Origin of the sequence: Alpinimonas psychrophila, assembly GCF_014137865.1 — a bacterium.
In the GTDB taxonomy this organism is placed as follows: domain Bacteria; phylum Actinomycetota; class Actinomycetes; order Actinomycetales; family Microbacteriaceae; genus Alpinimonas; species Alpinimonas psychrophila.
The window spans coordinates 632,669-647,036 of the sequence record NZ_JACGWU010000001.1; the positions used below are offsets into that span (position 1 = coordinate 632,669).

Below are 14,368 nucleotides of genomic sequence, written 5' to 3' on the forward strand. Positions count from 1 at the left end.
ACCGAAAAATTAGACTGCGAGGGGACGAGCAATGAGCTTGTCTTCGTTGATCTCGTGGAGAGCAACCGACAGTGGCTTGTCGTCAATGTTCGAGTCGACGAGGGGTCCAACATTGTCGAAGAGGCTGCCTTCGTGCAAGTCGGAGTAGTAGTCGTTTATCTGGCGGGCACGCTTTGAGGCAAAAATTACCAGTGCGTACTTCGACTCGACCTTCGACAACAAATCGTCGATGGGAGGATTGATGATGCCTTCAAGCTTGGTAGCCATGAGTATTACTCCTTGTTAATTCCTAATAAGTCTACGACCTGTTGCGCCGCTGTGCTGACGTCGGCATTCACGACACGGCAATCGAACTCGCTTTGGGCCGCTAACTCGACGACGGCCGTTGCGAGTCGCTGCGTCTTCTGCTCTTCTGTTTCCGTGCCTCGGGCGTTCAACCGGCGAACAAGTTCGTCCCAACTGGGTGGAAGAAGAAATATGAGGCGAGCCTCAGGAAGGGAGATTCTCACCTGTCGAGCTCCTTGGATGTCAATCTCGAGAAGAACACTATTACCGGCAGCGAGAGCAGCTTCGACCGGGGCTCGCGGAGTTCCATACATCGCTTGACCGTGAACAATCGCGTGCTCCAAGAGTTCACCCGCCGCGACCATGCGAAGAAACTCCTCCTCGGAGACAAAGAAATAGCTGACCCCGTCGATTTCTCCGGGTCGAGGTTCCCTCGTCGTTGCCGACACTGACAGATGAATCTGGGGATTGTGTGCCCGGATGGCGTTAGCCACGGTGCCCTTGCCCACGGCCGTGGGTCCTGCCAACACCGCTACACGCGGCTTCTCAGCGATATTGCGACGCGCGGAAAAGTTCTGCAACCAATCCTTCGCGGCAGCGCGTTGAACGACACCGAGTCCCCCTAATTTCTTGCGGGGTGAAATCTCGAGGGTTCGGAGAATATCGTCCGTCTTGGACGTACCCAAACTGGGCAAAGCCATAATAAACTCACGAAAACGGAGCCCGGCCTCAACGGTTGTTTTATCGATGGTGCCCATCGTAAAGACATCGAGAGGAGTGCGTTTGCCCGATGCCAGGCCCGCTTTTACACGTGCGCGTGCCTGGCGGGCCAGGACACCTGCGCGAGACGCGGCAACACGATCTACGTCTGGCGGAGTCAGGGACTCAGGAGAGCGCATCAGCAACCTCGTTAGCTCGGCGGGTAATTGACTCTACGACTCCTCCTCGCCCAACGGCTAGTACGCTGCGAGTTTCAGCCACAATGAGGTTGCGAGTCATGGAGCCGAACACAGCGCGCGCGTCCTCGATCCGAGCCCCTTGGAAGCCAAATCCTGGAGCGAGAACCGGAACCGAGGGGTAGTCATCGGGGTTGATTCCAAATTCCTCAAGCTCGAGTGTGGCGCCGAGGACGACACCGATCGATCCTGCAGGCTCGCGCTTCAGCGACCATTGTTCAGCATCGCTGAGGATGGATTGGGCCACGGTTTCACCCTTGTGGGGACCGTCAGCAATGCGCGACTGTTGAAGCGCTGCGGCCTCGGGATTTGACGTTGCCGCCAACATGAACAGCCCCTTATTGCCCTTGAGCGCCAAATTCACCGTCTGCGTGAGAGAACCGGTGCCGAGATAAGGACTCACCGTCAGGGCATCGGCCTCGAGGGCGCTTCCTGGGGTCAGCCACGTGCTGGCGTAGGCCTCCATCGTCGAACCAATGTCGCCGCGTTTGGCATCGGCAATGACGATGAGCCCAGAGTTGCGGGCGCGCTCAAACAGAAGCTCGAGAACTTCGTACCCGCGGGACCCATGACGTTCGTAAAAGGCAACTTGGGGTTTGATAATGCCGACGCGGTCAACGCACGCATCCACCACGCGAAGGGAGAATTCCCGAAGCCCGGCGGAGTCATCATTGAAACCCCATTCCTTCAGCAGAAAAGGGTGAGGGTCTATGCCCACACACAGGTGACCGTATTCGCTGAAGGCGGCACCTAACCGCTCGCCAAAGCCGGGATCGATCATGCGTGACTCGAGACGTTCTGGGCGGTGGCGGAAGCCAGATTAGCTGCCCGCGCAAGGGCATACTCCTGAAGGCTGGTGACGGTGAATCCCTCTTGAATAATGTCGATGGATGCCACGGCGGCACTCACCTGAGCCATGGTCGTGAATAACGGCTTGTCACCACCGACGGCTGCCGCCCGAATCTCGTAGCCGTCGGCTCTGGCGGCGCTCCCGCTCGGGGTATTGATGACGATGTCGACCTCGTTGCGGTTGATGAGCTCCACGATTGTGACACCCCCGCCCTTTTCACTGACTTTCTCGACAATCGTCGAGGATATGCCGTTGCGCTGCAAGATCTCGGCCGTACCCTCTGTTGCCAAGATCTTGAATCCCAGTTGCTCGAGGCGCAAGACGGGAAGCACGATGGCTCGCTTGTCGCGGTCAGCAACCGAGACGAAGACGGCGCCGGAGGAAGGCAGTGCCCCGTAGGCGCCGGCAAGGGCTTTTGCGAACGCACGCGGGAAGTCCTTGTCGATTCCCATGACCTCACCGGTCGATCGCATTTCGGGGCCCAGGAGTGAATCCACAATGTGCCCTGTGGGGGTTCGGAATCGTTTGAACGGCAGCACTGCCTCTTTCACGGAGATCGGCGCATCCATCGGCACAATGGAACCGTCTTGCACTGGCAACATTCCCTCGGTGATGAGATCGGCGATGGAATCCCCGACCATGAGACGACTCGCCGCCTTAGCGAGGGGAATCCCCAAGGCCTTTGAGACGAAGGGCACAGTGCGACTAGCGCGAGGGTTTGCCTCGAGCACGTAGAGAATCCCGGCGCCGATGGCAAACTGTACGTTGAGCAAGCCTTGAACGCCAATTCCCTGGGCGATGGCCAGAGTGGCGATTCGAACTCTGTCAACATCGCGTTTTCCTAAGGTCACGGGAGGCAACGTGCAGGCCGAGTCACCCGAGTGAATCCCTGCTTCCTCAATGTGTTCCATGACCCCGCCGATATACAGCTGGGTGCCGTCATAGAGGGCATCAACGTCAATCTCGATCGCATCATCTAAGAACCGGTCGACCAGAAGGGGACGTTTGACATCAACGACGACCTGACCCTCAATGCGCGTGAAGTAGTCGCGCACGCCAGCGGTGTCAAAGATGATTTCCATTCCTCGACCGCCCAGAACGTAACTGGGGCGAACGAGAACGGGATACCCGATCTCTTCGGCGGCGATGACGGCGCCTTCGACGTCGATGGCCGTGTCGTTGCGGGGTGCCAACAAGCCGGCTTCATCCAGAATTCTCGAGAATTCCCCGCGCTCCTCCGCCAAGTCAATGGCCTCAGGCGTAGTTCCCAGAATCGGGATCCCGGCGGCCTTTAGTCCGGCGGCAAGGCCCAGTGCAGTCTGGCCCCCCAGTTGCACGACCACGCCCACGAGTTCACCCGAGAAACTCTCTGCGTGCAGAACCTCGAGGACATCTTCAAGGGCCAGCGGCTCAAAGTAGAGGCGATCGCTAGTGTCGTAGTCGGTGGAGACAGTCTCGGGGTTGCAGTTGATCATGATGGTCTCATAACCGGCATCCGCGAGAGCAAAAGAGGCGTGGACGCACGAGTAATCAAACTCGACGCCCTGACCAATGCGGTTGGGGCCGCTTCCGATGATGACAACCTTGCGGCGATCACTGGGAGTGACCTCGTTCTCGAGGTCGTAACTGGAGTAGTGGTACGGGGTCTCGGCTGGGAACTCCCCCGCACACGTGTCGACTGTTTTGAAGACCGGGCGGATGCCGAGCCCGTAGCGTGCGGCCCGAACAATCTCTTCGGTCAAACCTCGAAGCTCGGCGATCTGAACATCAGAGAAGCCATGATCCTTGGCATGGCGGAGGATGCCCGCATCGAGATCCTTGTGGGCAGCGATGTCGTCGGCTACCTCGTTGATGAGCAAAATTTGATCGAGAAACCACGGGTCAATCTTGGTCGCCTCGAATGCCTGCTGGATGGTGGCACCCTTGCGCAAAGCTTGCTGCAGCGTAACGATGCGGCCATCTGTGGGCACCTTCGAGATCTCGAGGAGTTCTTCCATTGTGCGGGGCTCGACACCCCAGTGGAAGGAGCTTCCACGCTTCTCTAATGAGCGGAGGGCCTTCTGCAGCGCCGTCGAGTAGTTGCGACCGATGGCCATCGCCTCTCCCACAGACTTCATGGTCGTGGTGAGGGTGGCGTCGGCGGCGGGGAACTTCTCGAACGCGAAGCGCGGGACCTTGACGACGACGTAATCCAGCGTGGGTTCAAAGCTCGCCGGCGTCACCTTGGTGATGTCGTTCTTGATTTCATCGAGGCGGTAGCCGATAGCGAGCTTGGCCGCGATCTTGGCAATGGGGAAACCGGTCGCTTTCGACGCGAGTGCCGAGGACCTCGAGACGCGGGGGTTCATCTCAATGACGATGATGCGGCCATCTTTGGGGTCAATGGCGAACTGGATGTTGCATCCGCCGGTATCGACCCCGACGAGACGAATTATTTTGATGCTGATATCGCGCAGCTTCTGGTATTCACGGTCGGTCAACGTCAGTGCCGGGGCAACGGTGATCGAGTCGCCGGTGTGCACGCCGACGGGGTCTACGTTCTCGATGGAGCAGACGACGACGGTGTTATCGGCCGTGTCGCGCATGAGCTCAAGTTCATATTCTTTCCAGCCGAGGATGCTCTCCTCGAGCAGGACCTCGGTGGTGGGGCTGGAATGGAGACCGTCGGTCACGATGCGAATAAGGTCTGTTTCGTTGTACGCAAATCCTGAGCCAAGGCCGCCCATGGTGAAGGACGGGCGAACGACGAGGGGGTATCCAAGCTCCCCGGCCGCCACGAGAGCTTCGTCAAGGGTGTGGGTAATAAACGAACGCGCCGATTCGGCACCAGCTTCGGTGACGATGTCCTTGAAAAGCCATCGGTCTTCACCCTTACGGATCGCATCGACTTTGGCTCCGATGAGCTCGACGCCGTGACGCTCGAGCGCTCCGTTTTCGTGCAAGGCCATTGCGGCATTAAGCGCAGTTTGGCCGCCCAGCGTCGGCAGAATGGCATCGGGACGCTCTTTGATGATGATGGATTCAATGACTTCAGGCGTGATGGGCTCCACGTAGGTCGCATCAGCAAAGTCCGGGTCGGTCATGATCGTGGCGGGGTTTGAGTTCACCAAAATAACGCGAATGCCCTCCTCACGAAGAACACGACAAGCCTGTGTTCCAGAGTAATCAAACTCGCAGGCCTGGCCAATGACGATGGGGCCGGAGCCGATAACAAGGACAGATTTAATGTCGGTACGACGTGGCATTAGAGGGCTGCTCCAGTGGTCGAGGCGGATGCGAGCACCCTGTCGCGAAAACGGTCAAAAAGATAGTTCGAATCGTGGGGGCCGGCGGCCGCCTCGGGATGGTACTGAACGGAGAACGCGTTGAGGTCGAGGCAGTTGAGCCCCTCCACCACGTTGTCGTTGAGGCTGTAGTGGCTGACTTCGACCCGGCCGAAACCGGCGGGCGACTCCAGGATTCCCTCGATGGGGGCATCGACGGCGAAACCATGATTTTGGCTCGTGATTTCGACGCGACCGGTTGCTTTGTCGAGAACGGGCTGGTTGATTCCGCGGTGACCAAAGGGCAACTTATAGGTACCGAACCCGAGGGCACGCCCCAACAGCTGGTTTCCGAAGCAGATACCGAAGAACGGGATTCCAGACTTGAGGCAGGTGCGCAGGAGCTCAACATGCGTCTCACTGGCACTGGGGTCGCCGGGCCCGTTGGAGAAAAACAGCGCGCTGGGCTTCATTGCAATGATGGCCTCAGCAGTGACACTCTGCGGCAGAACGTGGGCTTCAAAGCCACGCTCGGCAAGGTAGTTCACCGTGGATTTTTTGACCCCGAGGTCAAGGATGGCCACGGAACCGACACGATCACCTTGTGCAGGCACGACGTATGCTTCTTGGGTAGAAACCTGAGCCGAGAGGTTTCTGCCGGCCATTTCGTCCCCGGCGAGTACGAGGTCAAGCTGTTCCTTGGCAGGCAACTGCGACGCCGTGCCCGAGAAAATTCCGGAGCGCATCGCTCCCTTGGAACGAATGTGACGCGTGATGGCACGGGTATCAATTCCGCGGATGCCCACGATACCCTCGTGCTCGAGATCGTTCTCGAGGCTTCGCTCGGCACGAAAATTTGAGACGATACGCGAAGCGTCACGCACGACAAACCCAGAAACCCAGATGCGGCGAGACTCCATGTCTTCATCGTTCATCCCCGTGTTACCAATGTGGGGAGCCGTCATGAGGACAATCTGACCCGCGTAGGAGGGATCGGTCAGGGTCTCCTGGTACCCCGTCATTCCGGTAGCGAAGACAATTTCACCAAAAGTGGTTCCCTCGCTTCCGTAGGAGAGCCCTTCGTAGCGTGAGCCATCTTCAAGCACGAGAACGGCATCTTTGATGTTCGTGAACGTCACGAGGCGACCTCTTTCACTGTTGTGGTGTGGGCGGCGCCAAAAGCTTCGAGTGTTGCTTCGAGGCTTGCGCGCAAGCGGGTATTGGGAATTCGAAAGTAGGACGTCACCAGGCTTCGTTCCCCGGACGTGGAGTTTGTGGCAACCCAGTCCACGGCTGTTAGGCCATCGTTCTCGACGACGCGATCGATTGTCACGCGAGCGCTTCGGACACCCAGGAAGCTGGCGGCACCGATGGTGGTGGGGTACTCCCCCGCGGGGGCAATCTCGATTAAGTCATGGAGGACTCGAACCGTGGCTTTGGCCCGAAAACCGAGTCCAGGAAGGTTGAGGCGTGTCAGAGGCTCTTCTGTCGGTGTTGTTGCGACATAGAGAACCCTAAATTCAAGGGTGTCTCCGTTCCCTGGAAGAGGACTGCCAGGCATGGGGCTGCCGGTAATGGCAGTGCCCGCAAGTGACTGTCCCGTTCTCGTTGTCGTTGTCGTCATCGTCGCTGAAGTAGCCGAGCGACGTTTCCACGAACGGTACATGCCCCACCAGGCAAGGGCGACGAGCGCTCCCACAATAATGGCGCCAATGCTGTATCTATCCACGTCGAACTTCCTCTGCTTGGGCCGCGATGATGTCTGTGGCAATGAGTTTTGCTCCGGCTACCGTGGCATAACCCTGGTGAATGGTCCACATCACTCTTCCGGGAAGGTCAATCCCCAGGTACGGCGAGTTGTGCGATTGTCCGGCGAGTCGATCTGTCGTGAATACTTGACGGTCATGGGGGTCAACGAGCGTAATTTCGGCGGGGGCTCCGACGGCAAGCATCTGGCCGTGAGAAGCAAGTCCTCCGATTCGTGCTGGGGTTATAGAGAGGACCCGGGCAACGTCATCCCAGGTAAACAAGCCGGTCTCAACCATGGATTCTTGAACGACGGAAAGCGCAGACTCCAGCCCAATCATTCCAAAGGCGGCGGCACCCCACTCGCACTCCTTCGACTCGCTCGGGTGCGGCGCATGGTCGGTGGCCACAATGTCGATGGTGCCGTCGGCAAGGGCCTCTCGCAGCGCTAAAACATCCTCACGGCGACGCAGAGGCGGATTCACTTTGAAGCGTGCGTCGTACGTCTCCGCACGGTCTTCGCTGAGGAGAAGGTGGTGCGGCGTGACCTCCGCTGTGACGTTGATTCCGCGAGCCTTCGCCCATCGAATAACCTCCACGGACCCGGCAGTGGACAGATGACACACGTGCAGGCGACTTTTCACGTGTTCCGCAAGCAGAACATCCCGGGCAATGATGGCTTCCTCGGCAACGGCCGGCCATCCTGCTAGTCCGAGGCGAGCGGAAACTTCACCCTCGCTCATCTGGGCGTCTTCGGTGAGCCGTGGCTCTTGGGCGTGCTGCGCAATAACACCGTTGAATGATTTGACGTATTCCAAGGCGCGACGCATAAGGAGGGGATCCGAGACGCATTTACCGTCATCACTAAACACCCGCACTTGAGCTCGGGACGAAGCCATTGCGCCCAGTTCTGCAAGGTGCATACCCTCAAGGCCCTGGGTTACTGCCCCGATGGGCCGAACAGTCGCGTAGCCTGCCGCCTCTCCGAGAGCAAGGACTTGCTCGACGACACCGGCAGTATCAGCGACGGGGTTGGTGTTCGCCATAGCGAAAACGGAGGTGAAACCACCGATGGCCGCCGCTTGGGTGCCGCTCAGGACAGTCTCGCTCTGTTCGTAGCCAGGTTCGCGAAGGTGAGTGTGCAGATCAACTAGTCCGGGAAGAGCAATGAGTCCGTGGGCGTCAATGATCTCAGCACCAGCGGAGTCGAGCCCAGAACCTATGGCGGCGATCACGTTGCCCTGAGTGAGGATATCTGTTGCCGATCCCGAGCCAATCTGGGCTCCCCGGATCAGAAATCGTGGAGCGCTCATGCGTGGACCTCTCGATTGCCCGTTAGTACCGTGTAGAGCGTGGCCATCCGAACGGAGACTCCGTTGGCCACTTGCTCGAGAATCGTTGACTGCGGGGAGTCCGCGGCGGCCGAGGATATTTCGAGTCCCCGGTTCATTGGTCCGGGATGCATGACGAGTGTCGTGGCGGGGAGCCCGATCCAACGCGCATTCGACAGGCCCCAAACATTGGAGTATTCCCGGGGATTCGGAAAAAAGGCTTGATTCATGCGTTCCTGTTGAATGCGCAGCATCATGATGACGTCCGGCGCGGATTCGCCGAGGGCGTGATCCAGATCGTAATCGACGGTAACCGGCCACGTGTGAACGGCGACGGGAAGAAGCGTAGCCGGGGCGACAAGTCTGACCTCGGCTCCCAACGTTTTGAGGAGCCAAACGTTGGAGCGCGCCACGCGAGAGTGAACAATGTCCCCCACAATGGTGACACTGACACCATCCAAGCCTTTGCCGCGTGACCCGGCGCCATGGAGCCGTCGACGCATCGTAAAGGCATCAAGAAGAGCCTGAGTGGGATGTTCGTGCGTCCCGTCTCCAGCATTGATTATTCCTGCGTCAATCCAACCGCTCGCCGCTAGGACCGCGGGTGCGCCGGAAGCACCGTGACGAATCACGACAGCATCGGCACCCATCGCCGACAAGGTTTGGGCGGTGTCCTTAAGACTCTCACCTTTGGAAACGCTGGAACCTTTTGCGCTGAAATTGATGACGTCGGCCGAGAGCCTTTTAGCGGCAGCTTCAAAGGAAATACGGGTCCGGGTGGAATCCTCAAAAAAGAGATTCACCACAGTCTTGCCCCGCAGGGTGGGAAGTTTCTTGTTCTCGCGATCGGCTACGGCGGCCATGTCCTCAGAAATATCGAGAAGGTCGATGGCAGCGTCACGGGAAAGTTCCGAGGTGCTCAGAAGGTGCCTCATGCGCTGACCGCCTGATCGATCGTGACGACGTCTTCACCGTCGAGTTCCGCGAGGCGAACATTGATTCGTTCGTCGTGGGCCGAGGGAAGATTCTTGCCTACAAAATCCGCTCGAATGGGGAGCTCGCGGTGTCCGCGGTCGACCAAGACGGCCAGGCGCACGATTTGGGGTCGTCCCAAATCGGTCATGGCATCAAGCGCGGCACGAACAGTGCGGCCCGAGTACAACACGTCGTCTACCAGGATGACGGTTGATCCCTCAATGCTCACCGGGACGTCGGTGGGAGAAGACATGCGGGTGGGATGCTGCCACAGATCATCGCGGTACATCGTGACGTCTAGCGCTCCGACCGGGATGGCGGCTCCCGGAACAATGGTCTGAAAAATTGCGGCCAGTCGACGAGCGAGCGTTACCCCGCGCGTGGGAATTCCCAATAAAACGAGGTTGTCCGCGCCGCGATTAGATTCGAGAATCTCGTGGGCAATGCGCGTGAGCACTCTGTGAATGTCAGGTGTCTGCATAATGACGCGTGCAGTCATTCTGACCTCCTTCCCCGCCTCTCTGGACGGATTTTAAAGGATGTCGATTGAGTCAACTCTATCAGGATGCGGTGGAGGCGATAGTGGCGAGCAATCCGTTCACGAAGCCAGCGGATTCCTCGGTGCTCAAGATCTTTGCCGCTTCGACCGCTTCATCTACGGCAACGGCGGCGGGAACATCGGGGTTAAAAAGAATTTCCCAGACGGCGATGCGGATGAGCGCACGGTCCACGGCAGGCATACGCTCCAGGGTCCAACCACGGGCATACGTGGCTATGGTTTCGTCAATTTTTTCGTGATGATCGATAACCCCGTCAACGATCTCCCGCGCGTAAAGCCACGAGGCAGTCCGCGCCGGCTCGCTGGCCGCTCTGGTCGCTTCTGCGTCCAGAGCCTCGACGAGAGAGATCTGACGGACATCCGCTGAAAAAAGAATGTCAAGGGCCCGCTTGCGAGCCTTCGTGCGAGCACTCATCGGCTAGTCGTTGACGCGACCGAGGTATTCGCCCGTGCGGGTATCTACCTTGATGCGTGTGTTCTGTTCGATAAACAAAGGAACTTGAATCTCAAAGCCGGTCTCTACCGTTGCAGGCTTGTTACCGCCCGTGGAACGATCTCCTTGAAGTCCGGGTTCAGTGTAGGTGACCTCGAGAGTCACGGATGCCGGCAGTTCCACGTACAGTGGCGCACCGTCATTGAGGGCAATCTGGACGTCTTGATTCTCCAGCAGAAAATTCTTGGTGTCGCTCACCACGACGGCGGAAACAGGGAGTTGCTCGTAGGTGACCTTGTCCATGAAAACGTAGTCGATCCCATCGTTGTACAGGTACTGAAAGTCTCGGCGGTCAACATTGGCCGTTTCAATTTTGGTACCGGCGTTGTAGGTCTTGTCGACAACTTTGCCAGACATAACGTTTTTCATTTTGGTGCGAACAAAAGCACCGCCCTTGCCCGGCTTGACGTGCTGGAAGTCGATGACGGTCCATAGTTGGCCATCAATTTTGATGACGACACCGTTCTTTATGTCCGAAGTGCTAGCCATGTTGGGCGTCCTTTAGGTGATGCGGTGATGAAAAAGCTGGGAGCAGAAATCGCTCCAAGGAGTCAGTCTACAAGAGGGGCGCGGGTGAGCTGAGTGAGAGCTAGGCGATACGAGTCGAAACCAAAGCCCGCAATTACCCCCGTCGCTACGGAAGAAATCACGCTGGTGTGGCGAAACTCCTCCCGGGCATGCGGGTTCGAGATGTGCACCTCGATAAGGGGAATCCCAGCTTTGGTGACCTGGGCAGCCGCGTCTCGCAGAGCGTAGGAGTAATGCGTAAAGGCAGCCGGATTCAAAATTACCGGGGTGCGAGTATCAACTGCTTCATGCAACCATGACATGAGTTCTGGCTCGGAGTCGGTCTGGCGAAGGTCAATTTCGACACCGGGAGAGTCGGCAATCAGAATCTTAGTCAGTGCAGTTAGGTCCTGATTTCCGTAGACATCAGGCTCGCGCGAGCCCAGACGGCCGAGGTTAGGGCCATTAAGAACAAGGACGCGGGTCATAATAAAGACTCTATCGCGGGATTAGGTCGCAATCTCTTGGTAAGCGGTGAACAGAATTGACGTGTCTGGCACATTCAGGATGCTCGTCTTACCCTCCGCCGACAGAACGACAAAGCGCAGCATCGAACCCCGCGCCTTCTTATCGCGCTTCATGGTGGCCAGCAGGGTGTCCCAGCGTCCCCGCGGATATCCCGTGGGCAATGTGAGGGACTCAAAAATACGTCGATGGCGATCGACGACCTCATCGGGCAGATTCTGCGTCATGCGCGAAAGTTCCGCCGCGAAAACCATCCCGATAGAAATGGCGGCACCGTGACGCCATTTGTACCGTTCAGCGTGCTCAATGGCATGCCCCAGAGTGTGGCCGTAGTTCAAAATCTCTCGCTCGCCCTGTTCCATGAAATCCTCTGAAACCACCCGAGCCTTGAGTCCAATTGAGAGTTCAATGAGACGGCGAAATTGAGAGCTCTGGGGGTCCGTAGCGATAGCAACGTTCGCTTCCAGAATGTCGAGAATCTCGGGCACGGCGATGAAACCACACTTCACGATTTCGGCAAACCCCGCGAGCAATTCATTCCTAGGGAGGTCGGCGAGCACATCCAGATCACAAAGAACAGCGTGAGGGGCGTAGAACGCCCCGACGAGATTCTTTCCTTCGTTAGTGTTAATTCCTGTTTTGCCGCCAACCGATGCGTCGACCATGCCTAAGACGGTGCTGGGAACGTGGACAAGACGAACTCCGCGTAACCATGTTGCCGCCACGAAACCGGCCAGGTCGGTGAGCGCACCGCCACCTAAACCAATTACGGCATCAGAGCGGGTGAAATCTGCTTGCCCGAGAACTTGCCAACAGAACTGAGCAACTTCCATGCGCTTCCCGGCTTCGGCATCGGGAACTTCGGCGAGAAGTACTTCGCGCTCTCCAGAAAGTGCTTCTCGAAGCTCCGCTGCGATGGCGCCCAGTGTCGGAGGGTGAATGATGAGCACTTTATTGACGCCGGCCCCCAACGCTTCGGAAAATTGACCACGGGGATTCGCTGCGTCGGCGATCATTCCTCGACCGATGGTCACGTTGTAGTCACGGCCACCCGTGACGCTAATTACGGTATTCTCGATCGCGGTCATTGCTGGTTGTCTCCCTCAGTTCCAGATTCCTCCGGGTATCCCGCTCGAATCCATGCGCAAATTTGCGACGCAATATCTTCTAGTGGGCGATGTGATGTATCAAAAGTTTGGTCTGCAAGCGCCCGGTAAATGGGTTCACGCTCTAAGACGAGAGCCTTCCAAGCGGCAAGACCATCGCGCAGGAGCGGTCGTTTCGGTGATTCCACAAGACGGAGGGCAACGGCCTCTTCTGACACGGTGAGCAAGACGCAGTGGGCCTGGGAAAGGTCATGCTGGGTATCTGCATCGATCACCGCTCCCCCGCCGAGACTGAGCACGGCATCGTGCTTCAGCGCATCGATGACCGCTGTGCGCTCAAGAGCTCGGAATGCGCCCTCGCCGTGCTCGTCAAAGATGTTCGCAATCGGGCCATGTTCGGCAACGATGACCTTGTCGGTGTCGATTCGTTGACAGCCGAGCTCGGCCGCGACCATTTTGGCAATTTTTGACTTGCCCGAAGCAGGAGCACCGATCAAGACGACGCGCGGTAGCGTCTGCTTCACGCTAATTGTCCTGGGCGGACGTCAACGAAGCGGGAATGTGAGTGAGGTAAGACTCAAGGTTGCGCTTTGTTTCCCCCACACTGTCACCACCAAATTTCTCAATCACGGAGTTAGCGATAACGAGCGCGACCATGGCTTCGGCGACAACGCCGGCGGCCGGGACGGCACACACGTCGGAGCGCTGATGATGGGCCGGAGAAGCTTCACCTGTCGCAACGTCAACGGTGCGCAGCGCATGTGGGATCGTTGCGATCGGCTTCATGCCGGCGCGAACCCGAAGCACAGTACCCGTGGACATGCCTCCCTCAGTGCCCCCGGCACGGTCGGTCTGTCGGGAAATACCATCTGGGCCAACGAAGAGTTCGTCATGAGCGACGGAGCCGCGACGTCGCGTGGTCTCAAAACCATCTCCGACTTCGACACCCTTGATCGCTTGAATGCCCATCAGTGCGCCGGCCAGCTGCGAGTCGAGGCGACGATCCCAGTGGACGTGAGACCCCAGCCCAGGAGGAAGACCGTAGGCGAGGACTTCAACAACGCCGCCGAGGGTATCGCCTTCTTTGTGAGCGGCTTCAACTTCGGCGTACATCAGAGCAGCGGTTGTAGGGTCAAAACAGCGCAATGGATCGGCATCAAGAGCGTCGACATCGGCGGGGTGGGGTAGCTCAGTTCCGTCGGGAACGCGAACGGTACCAATAGCAATGGTGTGACTCACAAGATGAATGCCGAGCTCGTTCAAGAAGGACCGGACTACCGCGCCAAGAGCTACGCGGGCGGCTGTCTCACGTGCGCTCGCACGTTCAAGGATGGGCCGTGCCTCGTCAAAGTCATATTTCTGCATGCCCACGAGATCGGCATGGCCAGGACGTGGCCTGGTCAGGGGGGCGCCACGACCAGATGTTGAGAGTTCATCATCGAGAGGATCGGGGCTCATCACCTCTGACCATTTCGCCCACTCGGAGTTACCGACGCGGAGCGCGATTGGCGAACCGAGGCTGCGTCCATGACGAACACCGCCGGAGATTGAGAGGTCATCCTGTTCAAATTTCATGCGGGCTCCGCGGCCGAAACCAAGGCGTCGGCGCTGCAAATCAAGCTGTATTGCCGCCCGTGTAACGGGCACACCCGCGGGTAAGCCCTCGAGCACGGCAATCAGTTCTGGACCGTGTGATTCACCTGCAGTAAGCCATCGAAGCATTCTTCAAGTTTGGCATAGTCGCGGTGCCGATTCCGCCGGTTTCTCAGTGT

15 protein-coding genes are annotated in these 14,368 nt (G+C 58.2%); all 15 read right to left on the bottom strand.

Features of this window, described 5'->3' with window-relative positions; translation table 11 throughout:
• Positions 1-9: 9 nt before the first annotated feature.
• The 15 genes from rpoZ to aroC all read right to left on the bottom strand — a co-directional run bounded on the left by rpoZ (position 10) and on the right by aroC (position 14,318).
• Positions 10-267 carry a DNA-directed RNA polymerase subunit omega gene (rpoZ, locus tag FB555_RS02895; protein WP_182483917.1) on the bottom strand — a complete coding sequence of 86 codons (258 nt, stop codon included), beginning with the start codon at positions 265-267 and terminating at the stop codon, positions 10-12.
• A gap of 5 nt (positions 268-272) precedes the next feature.
• Entirely contained in the window at positions 273-1,184 is a 912-nt protein-coding gene (gene gmk / locus FB555_RS02900) for a guanylate kinase (protein WP_182483918.1), read from the bottom strand.
• Complete coding sequence (gene pyrF / locus FB555_RS02905; RefSeq protein WP_182483919.1) at positions 1,171-2,022, bottom strand: orotidine-5'-phosphate decarboxylase; 852 nt, start codon at positions 2,020-2,022, stop codon at positions 1,171-1,173. Before pyrF ends, gmk begins: the two co-directional genes overlap by 14 nt.
• Positions 2,019-5,336 (bottom strand): carbamoyl-phosphate synthase large subunit, encoded by a 3,318-nt coding sequence (carB, locus tag FB555_RS02910; RefSeq protein WP_182483920.1) that lies wholly within the window; start codon positions 5,334-5,336, stop codon positions 2,019-2,021. The genes pyrF and carB overlap by 4 nt, the downstream gene beginning before the upstream one ends.
• On the bottom strand, positions 5,336-6,493 hold the full coding sequence (gene carA / locus FB555_RS02915; RefSeq protein ID WP_182483921.1) for a glutamine-hydrolyzing carbamoyl-phosphate synthase small subunit: 1,158 nt from the start codon (positions 6,491-6,493) through the stop codon (positions 5,336-5,338). Before carA ends, carB begins: the two co-directional genes overlap by 1 nt.
• Positions 6,490-7,083: a PH-like domain-containing protein gene (locus FB555_RS10915; protein ID WP_182483922.1), complete on the bottom strand. Its 594-nt coding sequence runs from the start codon at positions 7,081-7,083 to the stop codon at positions 6,490-6,492. The genes carA and FB555_RS10915 overlap by 4 nt, the downstream gene beginning before the upstream one ends.
• Positions 7,076-8,413 carry a dihydroorotase gene (locus FB555_RS02925; protein ID WP_182483923.1) on the bottom strand — a complete coding sequence of 446 codons (1,338 nt, stop codon included), beginning with the start codon at positions 8,411-8,413 and terminating at the stop codon, positions 7,076-7,078. The genes FB555_RS10915 and FB555_RS02925 overlap by 8 nt, the downstream gene beginning before the upstream one ends.
• Positions 8,410-9,366, bottom strand: coding sequence for an aspartate carbamoyltransferase catalytic subunit (locus FB555_RS02930; RefSeq protein ID WP_182483924.1), 957 nt, complete (start codon positions 9,364-9,366; stop codon positions 8,410-8,412). The genes FB555_RS02925 and FB555_RS02930 overlap by 4 nt, the downstream gene beginning before the upstream one ends.
• Positions 9,363-9,905, bottom strand: a complete 543-nt coding sequence (gene pyrR / locus FB555_RS02935; protein ID WP_182483925.1) for a bifunctional pyr operon transcriptional regulator/uracil phosphoribosyltransferase PyrR — start codon at positions 9,903-9,905, stop codon at positions 9,363-9,365. The genes FB555_RS02930 and pyrR overlap by 4 nt, the downstream gene beginning before the upstream one ends.
• A 61-nt stretch (positions 9,906-9,966) precedes the next feature.
• Positions 9,967-10,380: a transcription antitermination factor NusB gene (nusB, locus tag FB555_RS02940; RefSeq protein WP_182483926.1), complete on the bottom strand. Its 414-nt coding sequence runs from the start codon at positions 10,378-10,380 to the stop codon at positions 9,967-9,969.
• A gap of 3 nt (positions 10,381-10,383) precedes the next feature.
• On the bottom strand, positions 10,384-10,947 hold the full coding sequence (gene efp, locus FB555_RS02945) for an elongation factor P (protein ID WP_182483927.1): 564 nt from the start codon (positions 10,945-10,947) through the stop codon (positions 10,384-10,386).
• A 62-nt stretch (positions 10,948-11,009) separates the two neighbouring features.
• Entirely contained in the window at positions 11,010-11,453 is a 444-nt protein-coding gene (locus tag FB555_RS02950) for a type II 3-dehydroquinate dehydratase (RefSeq protein ID WP_182483928.1), read from the bottom strand.
• Between the two features lie 21 nt (positions 11,454-11,474).
• Entirely contained in the window at positions 11,475-12,578 is a 1,104-nt protein-coding gene (gene aroB / locus FB555_RS02955; protein WP_182483929.1) for a 3-dehydroquinate synthase, read from the bottom strand.
• On the bottom strand, positions 12,575-13,120 hold the full coding sequence (locus tag FB555_RS02960; RefSeq protein WP_343046385.1) for a shikimate kinase: 546 nt from the start codon (positions 13,118-13,120) through the stop codon (positions 12,575-12,577). Before FB555_RS02960 ends, aroB begins: the two co-directional genes overlap by 4 nt.
• 1 nt (position 13,121) lies before the next feature.
• Positions 13,122-14,318 (bottom strand): chorismate synthase, encoded by a 1,197-nt coding sequence (gene aroC, locus FB555_RS02965; protein WP_182483930.1) that lies wholly within the window; start codon positions 14,316-14,318, stop codon positions 13,122-13,124.
• Between the last annotated feature and the right edge of the window lie 50 nt (positions 14,319-14,368).